General features: G+C 42.7%; 15 protein-coding genes and 1 other annotated feature. Of the genes, 14 read left to right on the top strand and 1 reads right to left on the bottom strand.

Features of this window, described 5'->3' with window-relative positions:
• Nucleotides 1–2: 2 nt before the first annotated feature.
• The 8 genes from fabF (at nt 3) to MOC09_RS01215 (ending at nt 8,894) form a co-directional block, all read left to right on the top strand.
• Entirely contained in the window at nt 3–1,244 is a 1,242-nt protein-coding gene (gene fabF, locus MOC09_RS01180) for a beta-ketoacyl-ACP synthase II (RefSeq protein WP_268369294.1), read from the top strand.
• A gap of 76 nt (nt 1,245–1,320) precedes the next feature.
• A complete protein-coding gene (locus MOC09_RS01185) occupies nt 1,321–2,106 on the top strand; it encodes a DUF2268 domain-containing protein (RefSeq protein WP_268369296.1) in 786 nt (261 codons plus the stop codon).
• Between the two features lie 189 nt (nt 2,107–2,295).
• The gene (gene appD, locus MOC09_RS01190; RefSeq protein WP_268361648.1) at nt 2,296–3,282 is read left to right on the top strand and encodes an oligopeptide ABC transporter ATP-binding protein AppD; all 987 of its coding nucleotides are present in this window, start codon (nt 2,296–2,298) and stop codon (nt 3,280–3,282) included.
• Entirely contained in the window at nt 3,279–4,268 is a 990-nt protein-coding gene (gene appF, locus MOC09_RS01195; protein WP_268369298.1) for an oligopeptide ABC transporter ATP-binding protein AppF, read from the top strand. Before appD ends, appF begins: the two co-directional genes overlap by 4 nt.
• 86 nt (nt 4,269–4,354) lie before the next feature.
• On the top strand, nt 4,355–5,980 hold the full coding sequence (locus tag MOC09_RS01200; RefSeq protein WP_268361652.1) for a peptide-binding protein: 1,626 nt from the start codon (nt 4,355–4,357) through the stop codon (nt 5,978–5,980).
• A 74-nt stretch (nt 5,981–6,054) separates the two neighbouring features.
• Nucleotides 6,055–7,005: an ABC transporter permease gene (locus MOC09_RS01205; protein ID WP_014113363.1), complete on the top strand. Its 951-nt coding sequence runs from the start codon at nt 6,055–6,057 to the stop codon at nt 7,003–7,005.
• A 15-nt stretch (nt 7,006–7,020) separates the two neighbouring features.
• On the top strand, nt 7,021–7,935 hold the full coding sequence (gene opp4C / locus MOC09_RS01210) for an oligopeptide ABC transporter permease (protein ID WP_268369300.1): 915 nt from the start codon (nt 7,021–7,023) through the stop codon (nt 7,933–7,935).
• Nucleotides 7,936–8,141: 206 nt separating this feature from the next.
• Nucleotides 8,142–8,894, top strand: a complete 753-nt coding sequence (locus tag MOC09_RS01215) for a YjbA family protein (protein ID WP_268361655.1) — start codon at nt 8,142–8,144, stop codon at nt 8,892–8,894.
• 37 nt (nt 8,895–8,931) lie between these two features.
• Here MOC09_RS01215 and trpS read toward each other — a convergent pair whose 3' ends face one another.
• Nucleotides 8,932–9,924, bottom strand: a complete 993-nt coding sequence (gene trpS, locus MOC09_RS01220; RefSeq protein WP_268362282.1) for a tryptophan--tRNA ligase — start codon at nt 9,922–9,924, stop codon at nt 8,932–8,934.
• Nucleotides 9,925–9,982: 58 nt separating this feature from the next.
• Nucleotides 9,983–10,196 (bottom strand) — a binding site (T-box leader).
• A gap of 471 nt (nt 10,197–10,667) precedes the next feature.
• On the opposite strand from trpS, the gene oppA reads away from it, so the two are divergent.
• The 6 genes from oppA (at nt 10,668) to MOC09_RS01250 (ending at nt 17,589) form a co-directional block, all read left to right on the top strand.
• Entirely contained in the window at nt 10,668–12,305 is a 1,638-nt protein-coding gene (gene oppA, locus MOC09_RS01225) for an oligopeptide ABC transporter substrate-binding protein OppA (protein ID WP_268362285.1), read from the top strand.
• 107 nt (nt 12,306–12,412) lie between these two features.
• Complete coding sequence (gene oppB / locus MOC09_RS01230; RefSeq protein WP_268369302.1) at nt 12,413–13,348, top strand: oligopeptide ABC transporter permease OppB; 936 nt, start codon at nt 12,413–12,415, stop codon at nt 13,346–13,348.
• Between the two features lie 3 nt (nt 13,349–13,351).
• A complete protein-coding gene (gene oppC, locus MOC09_RS01235) occupies nt 13,352–14,269 on the top strand; it encodes an oligopeptide ABC transporter permease OppC (RefSeq protein ID WP_268362290.1) in 918 nt (305 codons plus the stop codon).
• 4 nt (nt 14,270–14,273) lie between these two features.
• Nucleotides 14,274–15,350 (top strand): oligopeptide ABC transporter ATP-binding protein OppD, encoded by a 1,077-nt coding sequence (oppD, locus tag MOC09_RS01240; RefSeq protein WP_268362293.1) that lies wholly within the window; start codon nt 14,274–14,276, stop codon nt 15,348–15,350.
• Between the two features lies 1 nt (nt 15,351).
• The gene (gene oppF, locus MOC09_RS01245; protein WP_003239287.1) at nt 15,352–16,269 is read left to right on the top strand and encodes an oligopeptide ABC transporter ATP-binding protein OppF; all 918 of its coding nucleotides are present in this window, start codon (nt 15,352–15,354) and stop codon (nt 16,267–16,269) included.
• Between the two features lie 105 nt (nt 16,270–16,374).
• On the top strand, nt 16,375–17,589 hold the full coding sequence (locus MOC09_RS01250) for an MFS transporter (protein ID WP_268369532.1): 1,215 nt from the start codon (nt 16,375–16,377) through the stop codon (nt 17,587–17,589).
• Nucleotides 17,590–17,679 lie beyond the last annotated feature (90 nt).

The following is a 17,679-nucleotide window of genomic DNA, read 5'->3' on the forward strand; positions in this document are numbered from 1 at the left end:
AGATGAGTAAAAAAAGAGTAGTTGTTACAGGACTTGGAGCATTATCTCCGCTTGGCAACGATGTCGATACAAGTTGGAATAACGCAATCAACGGTGTGTCCGGTATCGGTCCGATCACTCGTGTTGATGCTGAAGAATATCCGGCAAAAGTAGCTGCTGAATTAAAAGACTTCAATGTTGAAGATTATATGGATAAAAAAGAAGCCAGAAAAATGGACCGCTTTACACAATATGCGGTTGTAGCTGCCAAAATGGCAGTTGAAGATGCAGATCTTCACATTACCGATGAGATCGCGCCGAGAGTCGGTGTTTGGGTAGGCTCCGGAATTGGAGGACTTGAAACACTTGAGTCTCAATTTGAAATCTTCTTAACAAAAGGCCCAAGACGCGTAAGCCCGTTTTTTGTGCCAATGATGATTCCTGATATGGCGACCGGCCAGATTTCTATTGCTTTAGGAGCAAAAGGGGTTAACTCTTGTACGGTTACAGCATGTGCTACAGGAACGAACTCCATCGGTGACGCGTTTAAAGTCATTCAGCGCGGCGATGCAGATGTTATGGTTACAGGCGGAACAGAGGCCCCACTGACAAGAATGTCATTCGCGGGCTTCAGCGCCAACAAAGCGCTGTCTACGAATCCAGATCCGAAAACAGCAAGCCGCCCGTTTGATAAAAACCGTGATGGCTTTGTCATGGGTGAAGGTGCAGGAATTATCGTTCTTGAAGAACTTGAGCATGCTCTGGCCCGCGGCGCTAAGATTTACGGCGAAATTGTCGGCTACGGCTCAACGGGAGACGCTTATCACATCACAGCGCCGGCACAAGACGGTGAAGGCGGAGCGAGAGCGATGCAAGAAGCCATTAAAGATGCTGGCATTGCGCCTGAAGACATCGATTATATTAATGCTCACGGAACAAGCACGTATTACAACGACAAATACGAAACAATGGCGATTAAAACCGTTTTCGGCGAGCATGCGCATAAACTTGCGGTAAGCTCTACAAAATCGATGACAGGCCATCTCTTAGGAGCGGCTGGCGGTATTGAAGCGATTTTCTCTATCCTTGCCATTAAAGAAGGCGTGATTCCGCCGACAATTAATATTCAAACACCTGACGAAGAATGCGATTTAGATTATGTGCCTGATGAAGCCCGCAGACAGGATCTCAATTATGTCCTCAGCAACTCATTGGGATTCGGAGGACACAACGCAACATTAATCTTTAAGAAATACCAATCATAATTAAGCCAAGCCGGCTGCCCTTAAAGGGTAGCCGGTTTTTTTATGTGCGCATAGGATAAAAAGAGGAGGCGATCACATGAGTGTGGAACAAACATATAGCTGGCTCAGAAAGGCTGGTTCAATAGATGATTTGGCGGATTACATTGTTCCGCTTTTTTCAGGTGTGGAAAAAAAGAATTGGAAAGGCATTTTGGGGCATCTTCAGCATCATGGGATGTTTAAAAACATAAAGGAGGGGATTCATACGGCTTCAGTGATGAAAGAAAAAGGGGTTTACGAGCATATTCAAAAGGAAGAACAGTACCTGAAAAACAAATGGCAAGGTCCTGATGTACCGATTGTTCCGCTGCCTGTTGATGAACGAAACAGAAGAATTCGTTTAGAATTCGGATCAAAATCTGGACTCGCCTTTCAAGACAAAATGTTCCTCTTTCTCTCGTCAGATTTGGATTTTGCATCGGTATCAGCCCTGATGACACATGAATATCATCACGTTTGCCGGTTAGATCATCTGACAAAAGAGGAAAAGGATGTCACATTACTTGATACAATCATCATGGAAGGGCTTGCAGAATATGCTGTTTATGAGAGGTTCGGCCGAAGTCAAACGGCTGAATGGACGTCTTGGTATACCCCGGAGCAGCTACAGGCTTTGTATGAAAAAAAGATTGCCCCCTATCAGGATATCAAACGGGATAACCGGTTATTCTCCCAGCTGTTATTCGGCAAAGGATATCAGCCAAAAATGCTTGGATACGCAGTCGGATTCAATATTGTAAAAAAATATTTAATAGCCAACAAAGCAAACACAGCAGATGGGCTGTCCATTCCTGCAGAAGCCTTTTTGAGTGCAACGCTTTAAAAGAATAAAATAATGGAATTTCATTAATATTATTACATTTATCCTAAAAAATTCTTGATTTTGCAAAATGATTGTAATAATATACAACTATAAAATTTTTCGATAATTCAATATTATTTATTATTTCTGAATAAAGGGATTGCTTTCTCTTGAAAACGTTTGGAAACAAGAGGGGGAAGGGGAGCTAGCATGAGCACACTTTTAGAAGTGAATAATTTAAAGACTTATTTTTTTAGAAAAAAGGAGCCGATCCCTGCGGTAGACGGAGTCGATTTTCACATTAGCAAAGGCGAAACCGTCGCGCTTGTAGGTGAATCGGGCTCCGGAAAAAGCATTACTTCGTTATCAATTATGGGCCTTGTCCAAAGCTCAGGCGGAAAAATCATGGACGGCTCTATTAAACTCGAAGACAAAGACCTCACCTCATTCACTGAAAACGACTATTGCAAAATCCGCGGAAATGAAGTATCCATGATCTTTCAGGAACCAATGACCTCCCTTAATCCGGTGTTGACAATCGGAGAACAAATTACCGAAGTGCTGATTTACCATAAAAATATGAAGAAAAAGGAAGCTCATCAAAGAGCTGTTGAACTCTTGCAGATGGTCGGTTTCTCCCGGGCCGAGCAAATCATGAAGGAATACCCGCACAGGCTGTCCGGCGGGATGAGACAGAGGGTGATGATTGCTATCGCACTCAGCTGTAACCCTAAACTGCTCATTGCCGATGAACCGACAACAGCGCTGGATGTGACCATACAAGCCCAAGTTCTGGAGCTCATGAAAGATCTCTGTCAGAAGTTCAATACTTCGATTCTTCTGATCACACACGACTTAGGTGTCGTGTCGGAAGCAGCCGACAGAGTGATTGTCATGTACTGCGGACAAGTCGTAGAAAACGCCACCGTTGACGACTTATTTTTAGAACCGCTGCATCCTTACACAGCAGGCCTGCTTACATCGATTCCAGTCATAGATGGAGAGATTGATAAATTAAATGCGATTAAAGGCAGCGTGCCGACACCAGATAATCTGCCGCCGGGGTGCCGTTTTGCCCCAAGGTGTCCGAAAGCCATGGATAAATGCTGGACACATCAGCCTTCGCTTTTAACACACAAAAGCGGAAGAACGGTGAGATGCTTTTTATATGAGGAAGAGGGTGCCGAACAATCATGACAGCAGCAAATCAAGAAACAATCTTAGAGCTTCGTGACGTGAAAAAATACTTCCCGATCCGCTCAGGCCTTTTTCAAAGAAAAGTCGGCGATGTAAAAGCGGTAGACGGTGTTTCATTTTCGTTACAAAAAGGAGAGACACTCGGAATTGTTGGAGAATCGGGCTGCGGAAAATCAACTGCCGGCAGAACGATGATCAGGCTGTACAAACCGACAGAAGGCCAAATCCTTTTTAAAGGGCAGGATATCTCCAAGCTGTCAGAAGAGAAGCTGCGGAAAAGTGTCCGCAAAAATATTCAAATGGTTTTCCAAGACCCATTTGCCTCTTTAAACCCAAGAAAGACGCTGCGTTCTATCATTAAGGAACCATTTAATACGCATCACATGTATACGATGCGTGAACGAAACGAAAAAGTCGAAGAACTGCTTGCAAGAGTAGGGCTTCACCCGTCGTTTGCCAGCCGTTATCCCCATGAATTTTCAGGCGGTCAGCGACAGCGGATCGGCATCGCCAGAGCGCTCACGTTAAACCCCGAGCTGATTATTGCCGACGAGCCGGTTTCTGCACTTGATGTATCCATTCAGGCCCAAGTGATTAACTTAATGGAAGAATTGCAGGAAGAATTTAATCTTACCTATCTATTTATCTCTCATGATCTAAGTGTCGTCCGCCATATCAGCGACAGAGTCGGGGTCATGTATCTTGGCAAAATGATGGAACTGACCGGCAAGCATGAGCTTTACAATAATCCGCTTCATCCTTACACCCAAGCACTTCTCTCGTCCGTTCCGGTTACCAGAAGAAAAGGATCTGTCAAACGTGAACGCATCGTCCTGAAGGGAGAACTGCCAAGTCCGGCCAATCCGCCAAAAGGCTGCGTTTTCCACACAAGATGTCCTGTTGCAAAACCGATATGCAAGGAACAAACACCAGAATTCAAAGAAGCTGCTCCCAGCCATTTTGTGGCTTGTCACCTTTATAGCTAAAGTTGCCGCACCGCTTTGAGAGGGGGTATGCACACTACATAAACAACAGCTGAGAAGCACGAACATTTCAAGAGGGGGAATATTAAATGAAAAGACGGAAAACCGCACTGATGATGCTAAGTGTATTGATGGTTATGGCCATCTTTTTATCGGCCTGCTCAGGATCAAAATCGAGCAGCAGCGAGAAAAAACCAGCAGGCAAACCGCAGCAAGGCGGGGATTTGGTTATTGGTTCAACTGGGGAGCCAACTTTGTTTAATCCACTCTATTCTACAGATGTTTCCAGTTCGGATATTGAAGGGATGATCTATAGTACTTTATTAGAAACAGATGAAAAATTAAATGTAAAGCCTGCTTTGGCTGAGAAAGTAACAGAATCCAAAGATGGCCTGACTTATGATGTCAAAATTAGAAAAGGTGTAAAATTTCATGACGGAAAAGAACTTACAGCGGATGACGTTGTTTTCACTTATAGCATACCTTTAAATAAGGACTATAATGGTGAACGCGGCTCGGGTTTTGAATCATTAAAATCTGTTACAAAGAAAGGTGATTATGAAGTTGAATTCAAATTAAAGAAAAAGGATGCGTATTTTTACAATGTTGTTTTAGATAGTTACGGTATCCTGCCTAAACACATTTTAGGGAAAGTGCCAGTTGCAGATTTAGGCGAAAATGAATTTAATAGAAAGAATCCGATTGGTTCAGGCCCATTCAAATTTGTAGAATGGAAAAAAGGCGATTATGTAAAACTTGAAGCCAATGATGACTATTATGGCGGAAGACCGTATTTAGATACAGTAACAGTAAAAACAATTCCGGATTCAAATGCAGCTGTAGCCCAGTTAAAGGCTGGAGATATTGATTTCTTTGTTGTTCCGGGCACTGATTTCGAGACAGTCAAGACATTTGATAATGTGCAAGTTAAATCAGATCTTGGTTTGAACTACAGCTATATTGGTTGGAATGAGAAAAATGAATTATTTAAAGACAAAAAAGTCCGCCAAGCTCTTACACATGCACTTGATCGAAAAGCAATGGTGGATCAGGTATTAAACGGTGATGGCGAAGTAGCAAACGTTCCTGAAAGTCCGCTTTCTTGGAACTATCCGAAAGGTGATATACCTACATTTGATTACAATCCTAAAAAGGCTAAAAAGCTCTTGAAAGAAGCAGGATGGAAGGATACAGATGGAGACGGCTACCTTGATAAGGACGGAAAGAAATTCTCATTTACAATTAAAACGAACCAGGGTAATAAAATTCGGGAGGATTTAGCAGTTGTCGTTCAGCAACAGCTTAAAGAAGTAGGAATTGAAGCAAAGCCTCAAATTGTTGAATTTAGCGCTCTTATTGAACAAACAAGTTCACCAAATTGGGATTATGATGCTTTACTGCTTGGTTGGAGCTTGGCTACATTCCCAGATCAATTTTCGATTTTCCACTCCAGTCAATCTAAGAACGGACTAAACAACATATGGTATAAGAATCCTAAAGTCGATAAACTTTTGGAAGAAGCTAAATCTATTACAGACAGAAAAGAATATCAGAAAAAATACGAAGAAATCTATAAATTGATTGCAGAGGATCAGCCTTATTCATTCTTATTTTATTACAATTATCATAGGGCAATCCCGGCAAACATGCACGGCTATGTATTCCATCCAAAGAATGACTTGTATCATATTGAAAAATGGTGGCTTGAACAATAATAATGAAATCCCTAGAGAGGTGAGGATCCAGTATCCTTTCCTCTTTATCCTATTTTAGAAAAGGGGACAAGAATATGGTTACATATATTGTTCGTCGAACATTAATGTCTCTGCCAATTCTTTTGGGCATTACAATTTTATCATTTGCAATCATGAAAGCGGCGCCGGGTGACCCGATGTCACTAATGATGGACCCGACAATAAGTCAAGCTGACAGAGCGAAATTTATTGAGAAGTATGGACTCAATGACCCAGAACCTGTTCAATACTTAAAATGGCTTGGAAATATGCTCCAAGGCGACTTTGGGACATCTATTGTGAAAAAGGGTACACCAGTTTCTGATCTAATCCTTTCACGTTTGCCGAATACCCTGGTGCTTATGGTTTTTTCAACTCTTGTTGCTCTTCTGATTTCAATTCCTTTCGGAGTTCTTTCCGCGAAACGCCCTTATTCTAAACTTGACTATGGGATAACTGTCACATCATTTTTAGGGCTGGCCATACCAAACTTCTGGTTCGGATTAATTCTTATTATGGTTCTTTCCGTAAATCTCGGCTGGTTTCCTACGGGGGGTGTCAGCACTTTAAACGCTGACTTTAGCATTTTTGACAGGCTCCATCATTTAATTCTGCCTGCATTTGTTTTAGCAACTGCTGATATGGCCGGTATTACTCGATATACACGTTCAAGTATGCTCGATGTATTGAAGCAGGATTATATAAGAACAGCCCGGGCAAAAGGATTTAAAGAAAATAAAGTGATTTTCAAACATGGTTTGAGAAATGGACTTCTGCCTGTTATTACAATTTTCGGATTAATGATTCCATCATTTATTGGTGGTGCTGTCGTAGTTGAACAGATTTTTACTTGGCCGGGATTAGGAAAGTTATTTATTGATTCGGCATTCTCTCGAGATTATCCGGTTATTATGGCCATGACTGTTATTTCTGCTGTTTTGGTTGTTTTGGGGAACTTGATTGCGGATATTTTGTATGCATTAGTTGATCCGCGTATTGAATATTAAAAGGGGGAGACGCATATGGCACAATCAAACACTGTAGCTCCCTCTAATGAGGTAAAGCTAAAAGAAAATATTAGAAAAAAACCAGAAACAATGACTAGGATCTTTTTTGAGAAGTTCTTCAAAAATAAACTTGCAGTTGTTGGAGGTATCATTTTAACAGTTATCATTTTAATGGCAGTCTTTGCCCCTATTATTGCGCCTTACTCGCCTGAGAGTCAATCTCTTTTAAATAAACTGAAGCCGCCAAGTCCTAAAAATCTAATGGGGACAGATAAGTTTGGGCGCGATATATTTACAAGGGTATTGTACGGGGCTCGTGTGTCTCTATTGGTCGGTTTTGTTTCAGTAATTGGTGCCATCACTATAGGCACCGTTGTTGGCGCCTTAGCAGGATACTTTAAAGGGATAGTAGATGCTGTATTAATGAGGGCTGTTGATGTAGTCTTATCAATTCCGGATATTTTTCTGCTTATTACCTTAGTGACAATTTTTCAACCGGGAATGGATAAGTTAATTTTAATTTTTTCTTTGACGGGCTGGACTACAACAGCGAGACTAGTCAGAAGCGAGTTTCTGTCGTTAAGGTCAAGAGAATTTGTTTTAGCTGCTAAAACAATCGGCACCAAAAATTATAAAATTATTTTTTCGCATATTTTACCGAATTGTATTGGGCCCATTATTGTCTCGGCTACTTTGAAAGTAGGCAGTGTCATTTTAGCTGAATCAACTTTAAGCTACTTAGGCTTTGGTATTCAGCCTCCGATCGCAAGCTGGGGAAATATGCTTCAGGATGCTCAAAACTTTACATTAATGATTCAAGCATGGTGGTACCCATTATTTCCCGGGCTACTTATTTTAATGACCGTTTTATGCTTCAACTTTGTCGGTGATGGCCTGCGGGATGCACTGGATCCGAAAAATATTAAATAAAAATGAAAATAATATTTGTTACAAAACATAACGAAATCAGAAGAAAAGCAGATCTCTTTTTTGTCAGAAAATATACAAAGAGATCTGCTTTTTGTGATTTTTACATAAACCCAGTGATTCCAGATTTCCTCAATCTCTTTGGAATAATTTCTCTGTCCCTTGCCTATACTGTGGACAACAGTTTTTATAAAAGTGAGGGGTTAGAGATGTTATTTCTTCATGATGTGTGGGTCAATTGGTTTGAAGGGGAAGAAAATGGCTACAATGTATGCCACTTTCACGAATGGCGCAAGGAAGATACGGTTGAGCTTTTGGATCAGGTGCCGCTGTTAAGGGTGCCGTCGGTACTGTTTCATTACATAGAAAACGATCTGTCTGAGCTTCCGAAAGGTTTACTTGAAGACGTACATCAGAAATCGTACATTCGAAAAAATCACGAGCGGACAAAGCTTGAGTATTGTTTTGTTGTAACAGACGGAATTGGCATTTTGGCTGTCGACACGATTGGCTACACGATCCCTGTCAGAAAAAGCCGTCTGATCCCAAGGCAGGAGCAGCTCGTTTATGAAATGGTAAAGGATGTAGAGCCTGAAACATATGAATTTGAATCAAAGAAGCTGGAATCCTCTAAAGAATATCACATCTTATCATTGGCACCAGAACATGTCAGAGGATTGACAAGAAAAGAACGGCAAATCAAGCAGCTGATGTTTATGGCGCTTGACCAGTTAAAAGGGCTGAAAAATCGCGCTGAAATCGGCTACTGGTACACTGAGTGGAACCCGCATATGTATGAACAAATCAAACGGATGAGCTTTGAAGAGATTTGGGACATGCTGTATAACGAAACAATTGAAGGCTGGTCGGACAAGCACCTGGCTTTTTGCGAAAACCTGATAAAAGGACAGCCTTTTTTCGAAAAGCTATGGGAAATGGAAAACGAATCAAAGGTAAACTGAAAAAAACCGCTCTTTACAAAGAGCGGTTTTTTTTTGATCAGCGTCTTTTTCGGCCAAGTCCCATGGCGTTCTCCATTTTTTTCAGCATTTTGTTTGCTGTCCGGTTTGCCCGTTCCGCGCCTTCATCAAGAATCCGGTCTAATTCATCAGATTCAATCAGTTCATAATAGCGATCCTGGATCGGCTTTAATGCGTTAACCACGACTTCTGCCAAATCACCTTTAAACTCGCCGTAGCCTTTCCCTTCGTACTTTGCTTCAAGCTCTTCAATTGTTGTATTGCCGAGGATTGAATAAATCGTAAGAAGGTTTGAAACGCCGGGTTTGTTTTCCTTATCGAATTTGACAATGCCTTCAGAATCCGTCACAGCGCTTTTGATTTTCTTTTCAAGCTGCTTCGGCTCATCCAGCAATGTAATATAAGCTTTCTGGTTCGGATCAGATTTGCTCATTTTCTTCAGCGGATCATTCAGAGACATGATACGCGCCCCGACTTTTGGAATTTTCACTTCCGGAATCGTAAAGATGTCGTTGTATTTTTTGTTGAAACGTTCTGCAAGATTCCGCGTCAGCTCAAGGTGCTGCTTTTGATCCTCGCCGACAGGCACAAGATCCGTTCCATACAGCAGTATATCAGCGGCCATCAGCGGCGGGTACGTTAACAGGCCGGAGACGACAGCTTCATTGCCTTTGGATTTGTCCTTAAATTGAGTCATCCGTTCAAGTTCTCCGATATACGCAACACACTGCATCATCCATCCGGCCTGTGCATGCGCGGGAACCTCTGATTGAATAAACAATGTTGCTTTTTCTGGATCAAGTCCGACAGCTAAGTAAAGCGCCGCAAGACTTCGGATATTTTTTCTTAGCTGAAGCCGGTCTTGAGGCACGGTTATCGCATGCTGATCCACGATGCAAAAATAGCTGTTATAATCATGCTGCAGTTCGACAAACTGCTTCATTGCCCCGATATAGTTGCCGAGCGTAACGGAGCCGCTTGGCTGAATACCTGAAAAAATCGTTTGTTTCATGAAAACATCAACCTCATTTCTTAAAGCATAATAAAAAAGGCTCATTCTTCCCCTGTAAAAAAGGGACGAATGAACCGTGGTACCACCCTGATTATTCCATTAAAATGGAATCACTCTGACGTTTGTAACGGAGACTGCTCCGGCTGAGCCTACTTTTTCGGGTTCGGTCAGCTGCTCCAAAGTCCATTCCACATTGCCCGTTATCTGCTCCCAGCACCGCAGACTCTCTTCAAACGGGTGAAATGTGTACTACTCTTTTTCATAGCACGCTTTTCTTTTGATTGCTTCATTATAAATCAATTATAACCAATTGTCATCATGAAAAAACATTCTTTTTCCCGGTAATATTGTAATGATATAAATAACACGGGCGCTGTAAAACCCTAAATGATAACTGCTATCAGCGTAGAAACCGCAAGATATTATATGTAAAAAGCAATATGGCCGGAAAACTCGTAAAATAGTTTTTAATCAATTTATGCTTTAAATGGTAGAAGGATATTATGTTCGTGGAAGAAAAACTAACGAAGTTTAAATATTTAAAATTGATAAAATAATATTGCAATAAATTATTTGTTTCATTATAATGAACTTGTTCACTCTATTGTTACAGCTTTTTTACAAAAATAATCAGAAAAGACGGAACAGAATAAAAGTTATGGAAACTTAGGTTCATTTGTCTGATATTTCTGAGGATTTAGCCGTAAGGAGCTGAAAAAATTATTATTAGGGGGTTTGTGAATATGAAAAAACGTTGGTCGATTGTCACGTTGATGCTCATTTTCACTCTCGTGCTGAGCGCATGCGGCTTTGGCGGCAGCGGGTCAAACGGTGAAGGGAAAAAAGACAGCAAAGGAAAGACGACACTCAACATTAATATTAAAACTGAGCCGTTCTCCTTACACCCGGGTTTGGCAAATGATTCAGTATCAGGCGGTGTCATCCGTCAGACTTTTGAAGGATTGACACGTATCAATGCAGATGGTGAACCTGAAGAAGGCGTGGCTTCTAAAATTGAAACGAGCAAAGATGGAAAGACATATACATTTACAATTCGTGATGGCGCAAAATGGTCAAACGGCGACCCTGTAACAGCACAAGACTTTGAATATGCTTGGAAATGGGCGCTTGATCCTAATAACGAATCACAATATGCATACCAGCTCTACTACATAAAAGGTGCTGAAGCGGCGAATACCGGCAAAGGCAGTCTTGATGATGTGGCAGTAAAAGCTGTAAATGACAAAACGCTAAAGGTTGAATTAAATAACCCGACTCCATATTTCACTGAATTAACTGCGTTCTATACGTATATGCCGATCAACAAGAAAATTGCAGAGAAAAATAAAAAGTGGAACACAAATGCCGGAGATGATTATGTATCAAACGGGCCGTTCAAAATGACGGCATGGAAGCACAGCGGATCTATCAAGCTTGAAAAAAATGATCAGTATTGGGATAAAGACAAAGTCAAACTGAAGAAAATCAATATGGTCATGATCAATAATAACAATACGGAACTGAAAAAATTCCAAGCTGGCGAACTTGATTGGGCCGGTATGCCGCTCGGACAGCTTCCGACAGAATCTCTGCCTACCTTGAAGAAAGACGGTTCTTTACATGTTGAGCCGATTGCAGGTGTCTATTGGTACAAATTCAACACTGAAGCTAAGCCGTTAGACAACGTAAATATCCGTAAAGCTTTAACATATTCGATTGACCGTCAATCGATTGTCAAAAACGTTACTCAGGGAGAGCAAATCCCGGCAATGGCTGCGGTGCCGCCGACAATGAAGGGATTTGAAGATAACAAAGAAGGCTACTTCAAAGACAACGATATCAAAACGGCAAAAGAATACCTTGAAAAGGGCCTGAAAGAAATGGGCTTAAGCAAGGCATCTGACCTGCCGAAAATCAAATTGTCTTACAACACTGATGAAGCACATGCGAAAATCGCTCAAGCCGTACAAGAAATGTGGAAGAAAAATTTAGGCGTAGATGTTGAGCTTGATAACTCAGAATGGAATGTATATATCGATAAGCTCCACAGCCAAGACTATCAAATCGGCCGTATGGGCTGGCTTGGCGACTTCAATGATGCTATTAACTTCCTTGAATTGTTCCGTGACAAAGACGGAGGAAATAACGATACGGGCTGGGAAAACCCAGAATTCAAAAAACTTTTGAACCAGTCGCAAACTGAAACAGATAAAACAAAACGTGCAGAGCTGCTGAAAAAAGCAGAAGGTATTTTCATTGATGAAATGCCGGTTGCCCCAATCTATTTCTATACTGATACTTGGGTACAGGATGAAAACCTAACAGGTGTTATCATGCCAGGTACTGGTGAGGTTTATTTCAGAAACGCATATTTTAAATAAGGCTTCGTCTGAAAATAAAAGACCTCAAGGTATATGGGGAGAAAAGCCCCATATACCTTTCTTGCTGATGGAGTATAAAAAAGTAAAAACCATGGAGGTGTTCCCCCTTGCTAAAATATATCGGAAGACGCTTAGTCTATATGATTATCACATTATTTGTGATTGTAACTGTGACATTCTTCTTAATGCAGGCAGCACCGGGCGGGCCATTTTCAGGCGAGAAAAAGCTTCCGCCTGAAATTGAAGCAAACTTAAATGCGCATTATGGCTTGGACAAGCCGCTGTTTGTACAATACGTCAGTTATTTGAAATCAGTTGCAATGTGGGATTTCGGACCGTCATTTAAATATAAAGGTCAGAGTGTTAACGACCTGATCAGTTCAGGTTTCCCCGTTTCATTCACTCTTGGAGCAGAAGCTATTCTCCTCGCTTTAGCGTTAGGTGTATTGTTTGGGGTCATTGCAGCCCTTTACCATAATAAGTGGCAGGATTATACCGTCGCAATTTTAACAATCTTTGGTATATCAGTTCCGAGCTTTATCATGGCGGCTGTTCTGCAATATGTGTTCTCCATGAAGCTTGAGCTGTTTCCGGTCGCAGGGTGGGAGTCCTGGGCATACACCTTTTTGCCTTCAATCGCACTTGCTTCCATGCCGATGGCGTTTATCGCCAGACTTTCCCGTTCAAGCATGATCGAAGTGTTAAACAGTGATTATATCCGCACAGCGAAAGCAAAAGGGCTGTCCTGTCCGGCAGTTACAGTGCGGCACGCTATCCGAAACGCGCTTTTGCCAGTCATTACATATATGGGTCCGATGGCCGCACAGGTCTTAACGGGAAGCTTCATTATTGAAACCATTTTTGGTATCCCGGGGCTTGGTGCACACTTCGTCAACAGTATTACAAACCGTGATTATACAGTCATTATGGGTGTAACCGTGTTCTTCAGTGTCATCCTTCTATTGTGTGTATTAATCGTAGACGTGCTATACGGCATTATTGATCCTAGAATTAAGCTTTCCAAAGCAAAGAAAGGAGCCTAGGCCATGCAGAACATTCCAAAAAACATGTTTGAACCAGCCGCAGCGAATGCCGGCGATGCAGAAAAAATAAGTAAAAAGAGCCTTTCCCTCTGGAAAGATGCGATGCTTCGCTTCCGCAGCAATAAGCTTGCAATGGTCGGGCTTATCATTATTGTGCTCATTATCCTTATGGCGATTTTTGCGCCGATGTTCTCAAGGTATGATTATTCAACTACTAATCTCTTAAATGCAGATAAGCCGCCTTCAAAAGATCATTGGTTCGGAACAGATGACCTTGGACGCGACATTTTCGTCCGTACATGGGTAGGGGCGCGAATCTCCATCTTTATCGGTGTGGCTGCCGCTGTTCTTGATTTGCTGATCGGCGTCATTTGGGGGAGTATTTCAGGCTTCCGCGGAGGCAGAACCGATGAAATCATGATGCGTATTGCCGATATCCTTTGGGCAGTTCCTTCATTATTAATGGTTATCTTACTGATGGTTGTTCTGCCGAAAGGGCTATTAACCATTATTATTGCCATGACCATTACGGGCTGGATTAATATGGCCAGAATCGTACGCGGACAAGTGCTGCAGCTGAAAAATCAGGAATATGTGCTTGCTTCACAGACACTTGGTGCAAAAACATCCCGTCTCCTGTTTAAACATATCGTGCCAAACGCAATGGGTTCCATTTTGGTCACGATGACATTGACAGTTCCGACTGCGATTTTTACAGAAGCCTTTTTAAGCTATTTGGGGCTTGGTGTTCCGGCTCCGCTGGCAAGCTGGGGAACGATGGCTTCTGACGGATTGCCTGCATTGACCTATTATCCGTGGCGTTTATTCTTCCCTGCCGGTTTCATCTGCATTACGATGTTTGGTTTTAACGTGGTCGGCGACGGATTAAGAGACGCATTGGATCCTAAGTTACGTAAATAAGGGAGTGATACGGGTGACACGCCTATTGGAAGTAAAAGATTTAGCGATTTCATTTAAAACATATGGCGGAGAAGTTCAGGCGATCCGCGGAGTGAATTTCCATTTGGATAAAGGAGAAACGCTGGCCATCGTCGGGGAATCGGGTTCTGGAAAAAGTGTGACCTCTCAAGCGATCATGAAGCTGATTCCAATGCCTCCGGGTTATTTTAAACGCGGTGAGATCTTGTTTGACGGCAAGGACCTGGTGCCGCTGTCCGAAAAAGAGATGCAAAATGTCCGTGGTAAAGAGATCGGGATGATATTCCAAGACCCGATGACCTCTTTAAATCCGACGATGAAGGTCGGCAAACAAATTACGGAAGTTCTTTTTAAACACGAAAAAATTTCAAAGGAAGCAGCAAAAAAACGCGCCGTCGAGCTGCTGGATTTAGTCGGCATTCCGATGCCGGAAAAGCGGGTCAACCAATTTCCGCACGAATTTTCAGGCGGGATGAGACAGCGGGTAGTCATTGCTATGGCTCTTGCGGCGAATCCGAAGCTTCTGATTGCCGATGAGCCGACAACTGCTCTTGATGTAACGATACAAGCGCAAATTCTGGAATTGATGAAGGATTTGCAAAAGAAAATTGACACCTCCATCATCTTTATTACACACGATCTTGGTGTTGTGGCTAACGTTGCTGACCGCGTCGCTGTCATGTATGCGGGACAGATTGTAGAAACCGGCACGGTAGACGAGATTTTCTACGATCCGAGACATCCGTATACATGGGGGCTGCTTGCATCCATGCCGACACTGGAAAGTTCAGGAGAGGAACAGCTGACTGCAATCCCGGGCACGCCGCCTGATTTGACGAATCCGCCAAAAGGAGATGCTTTTGCGCTGCGGAGCTCTTATGCGATGAAAATCGATTTTGAACAGGAGCCGCCAATGTTTAAGGTGTCCGATACTCATTATGTCAAATCGTGGCTGCTTCATCCTGACGCGCCAAAGGTAGAGCCGCCCGAAGCGGTAAAAGCAAAAATGCGCAAACTGGCAAATACGTATGAAAAACCTGTCTTAGTGAGAGAAGGTGAATGAATTGACTGAGAAACTATTAGAAATCAAACATTTAAAACAGCACTTCGTCACGCCGAGAGGAACGGTTAAGGCTGTAGACGATTTGTCATTTGATATCTACAAAGGTGAAACATTAGGGCTGGTTGGTGAATCAGGCTGCGGTAAATCGACAACAGGCCGAAGCATTATTCGACTGTACGAAGCAACCGATGGCGAGGTGCTGTTCAATGGCGAAAATGTGCACGGGAAAAAATCGCGCAAAAAGCTGCTGGAATTCAACCGGAAAATGCAGATGATTTTCCAAGACCCATATGCATCCCTGAATCCGAGAATGACAGTTGCGGATATTATTGCTGAAGGCCTCGATATTCATAAACTCGCGAAAACGAAAAAAGAGCGGATGCAGCGGGTTCACGAACTTTTGGAAACAGTCGGTTTAAACAAGGAACACGCCAACCGTTATCCGCATGAATTTTCCGGTGGCCAGCGTCAAAGAATCGGGATTGCCAGAGCGCTTGCCGTTGATCCGGAATTCATTATCGCGGATGAGCCGATTTCTGCTTTAGATGTATCCATTCAGGCACAGGTCGTGAATTTAATGAAAGAACTGCAAAAAGAAAAAGGGCTCACATACCTGTTTATTGCCCACGATTTATCGATGGTCAAATACATCAGCGACCGCATCGGCGTCATGTATTTCGGAAAACTGGTTGAGCTTGCGCCGGCAGATGAGCTTTATGAAAATCCGCTTCACCCATATACAAAGTCATTGCTTTCAGCCATTCCGCTTCCTGATCCGGACTATGAGAGAAATCGCGTCCGCCAGAAATACGATCCGTCTGTCCATCAATTAAAGGATGGGGAAACGATGGAATTCCGCGAAGTTAAACCGGGGCATTTTGTGATGTGCACGGAAGCAGAATTTAAAGCTTTTTCATGATTCATCAATCCTTCAAGAGAAATATCTTGAAGGATTTTTTTTGCGTCTCATAGAAAGTGAGAATGAGAGCTTTACAATTAGAGGAAAAAGTGAAGGTGAAATAAGATTCAATTTCTGCATAACAAAAATGTTTTTGCACTGCTGCTGTCTCAATCTCTTCAATCTTTAGCAGGAGTCCTTGTCACAATCGTTTTAATGGTCCGGGTCTACAGAATGACAGACTCCGTCTTTTTGGCGGGTCTTGTTTTATCATTCATGTCGTTTGCGAGTATAGCGGCAAGCTTTTGCATCTCTCGAGTGATTCGCAATCTTGGTTTTAAAAAGGTGCTTGCGGGTGCCAATCTGCTGAGATCGGTCTTTACCATACTGATGGCATACAGTGTCAGTCATCATGGACAGGTTTTCTTTTGGGTAACGCTGTTGTTTGTCTTCTGTTTTTCCTTTGCGGGCGCCTTTTTTCAGCCTGCAAGATTTGCGCTGCTGCCAATTATTGTTCCAAAAGAGCAATATGTGAAAGCGAACGGTGTGATTTCGCTTTCGAATCAATTGTTTTTAACAGCAGGCTGGGGCCTTGGCGGCCTTCTGACGTATGCTGTGCCTTTTGAATTCATTGTCGGTGCAGCCATTTGCCTGTTTGTTCTTTCGGGTGCTTCTGTCAGTTTGCTTCATATAATTGAAAAAGGGACTGATGATGGAACTGCTGAAACAGCATCTGCTGGAGGCATATGGAAGGATGTAATGATCATCCCGGTTGTAAGAGACATTACGGTAATGGACATGATAGAAGCTTTGGCCGGTTCTGTTTGGTCGTCTGCCATTCTTCTCACATTTACAGCGGCTGTTTTACATGAAACAGAGGTATGGTGGGGGATGTTTAACGCCTCTTATTTTATAGGTGCAATTGCAGGCAGTGTGATCGCCATTCGTTTTTCTGCTTTTTTTGAGCGAAAAATGGGCTATGCGATTATGTACTGCTCGCTTGTGATGTTTGTGCTGACCCTTTTGTTTTCACTTTCTCCACTCCCGTTTGTATGTGCTCTGGCTTGCGCTGCAATGGGGCCTTTTTATCAGGTGCGTGATATTTGCCAAGAAACGGTGCTGCAGGAGGCTATTCCCGAGCAGAAGCGTATTGGGATCATGGCTGCCAAAAATGCGATTTTGACTCCGTGGTCAGGCGTCACTTACTCCATCATGGGGTTCGTGGCTGACGCCGCTGGTGCGAAAACAGCTTTTATCACGTCTGCTGCATTATATGGAGTGACGTTTCTTATTGCACTGGCGCAGCCCCGGCTGCTTCATTACAGGCGCACGTCAAAATGAACGGAGCAGCTGGCTCCGTATTTTGCAGAAAAAATTGAAACCATGGCGGAAGTTCGTACGTCTTTATAGATGTAAAGCTGTTTAAACAAG

The organism is Bacillus sp. N12A5 (genome assembly GCF_026790125.1).
Lineage (GTDB): Bacteria > Bacillota > Bacilli > Bacillales > Bacillaceae > Bacillus.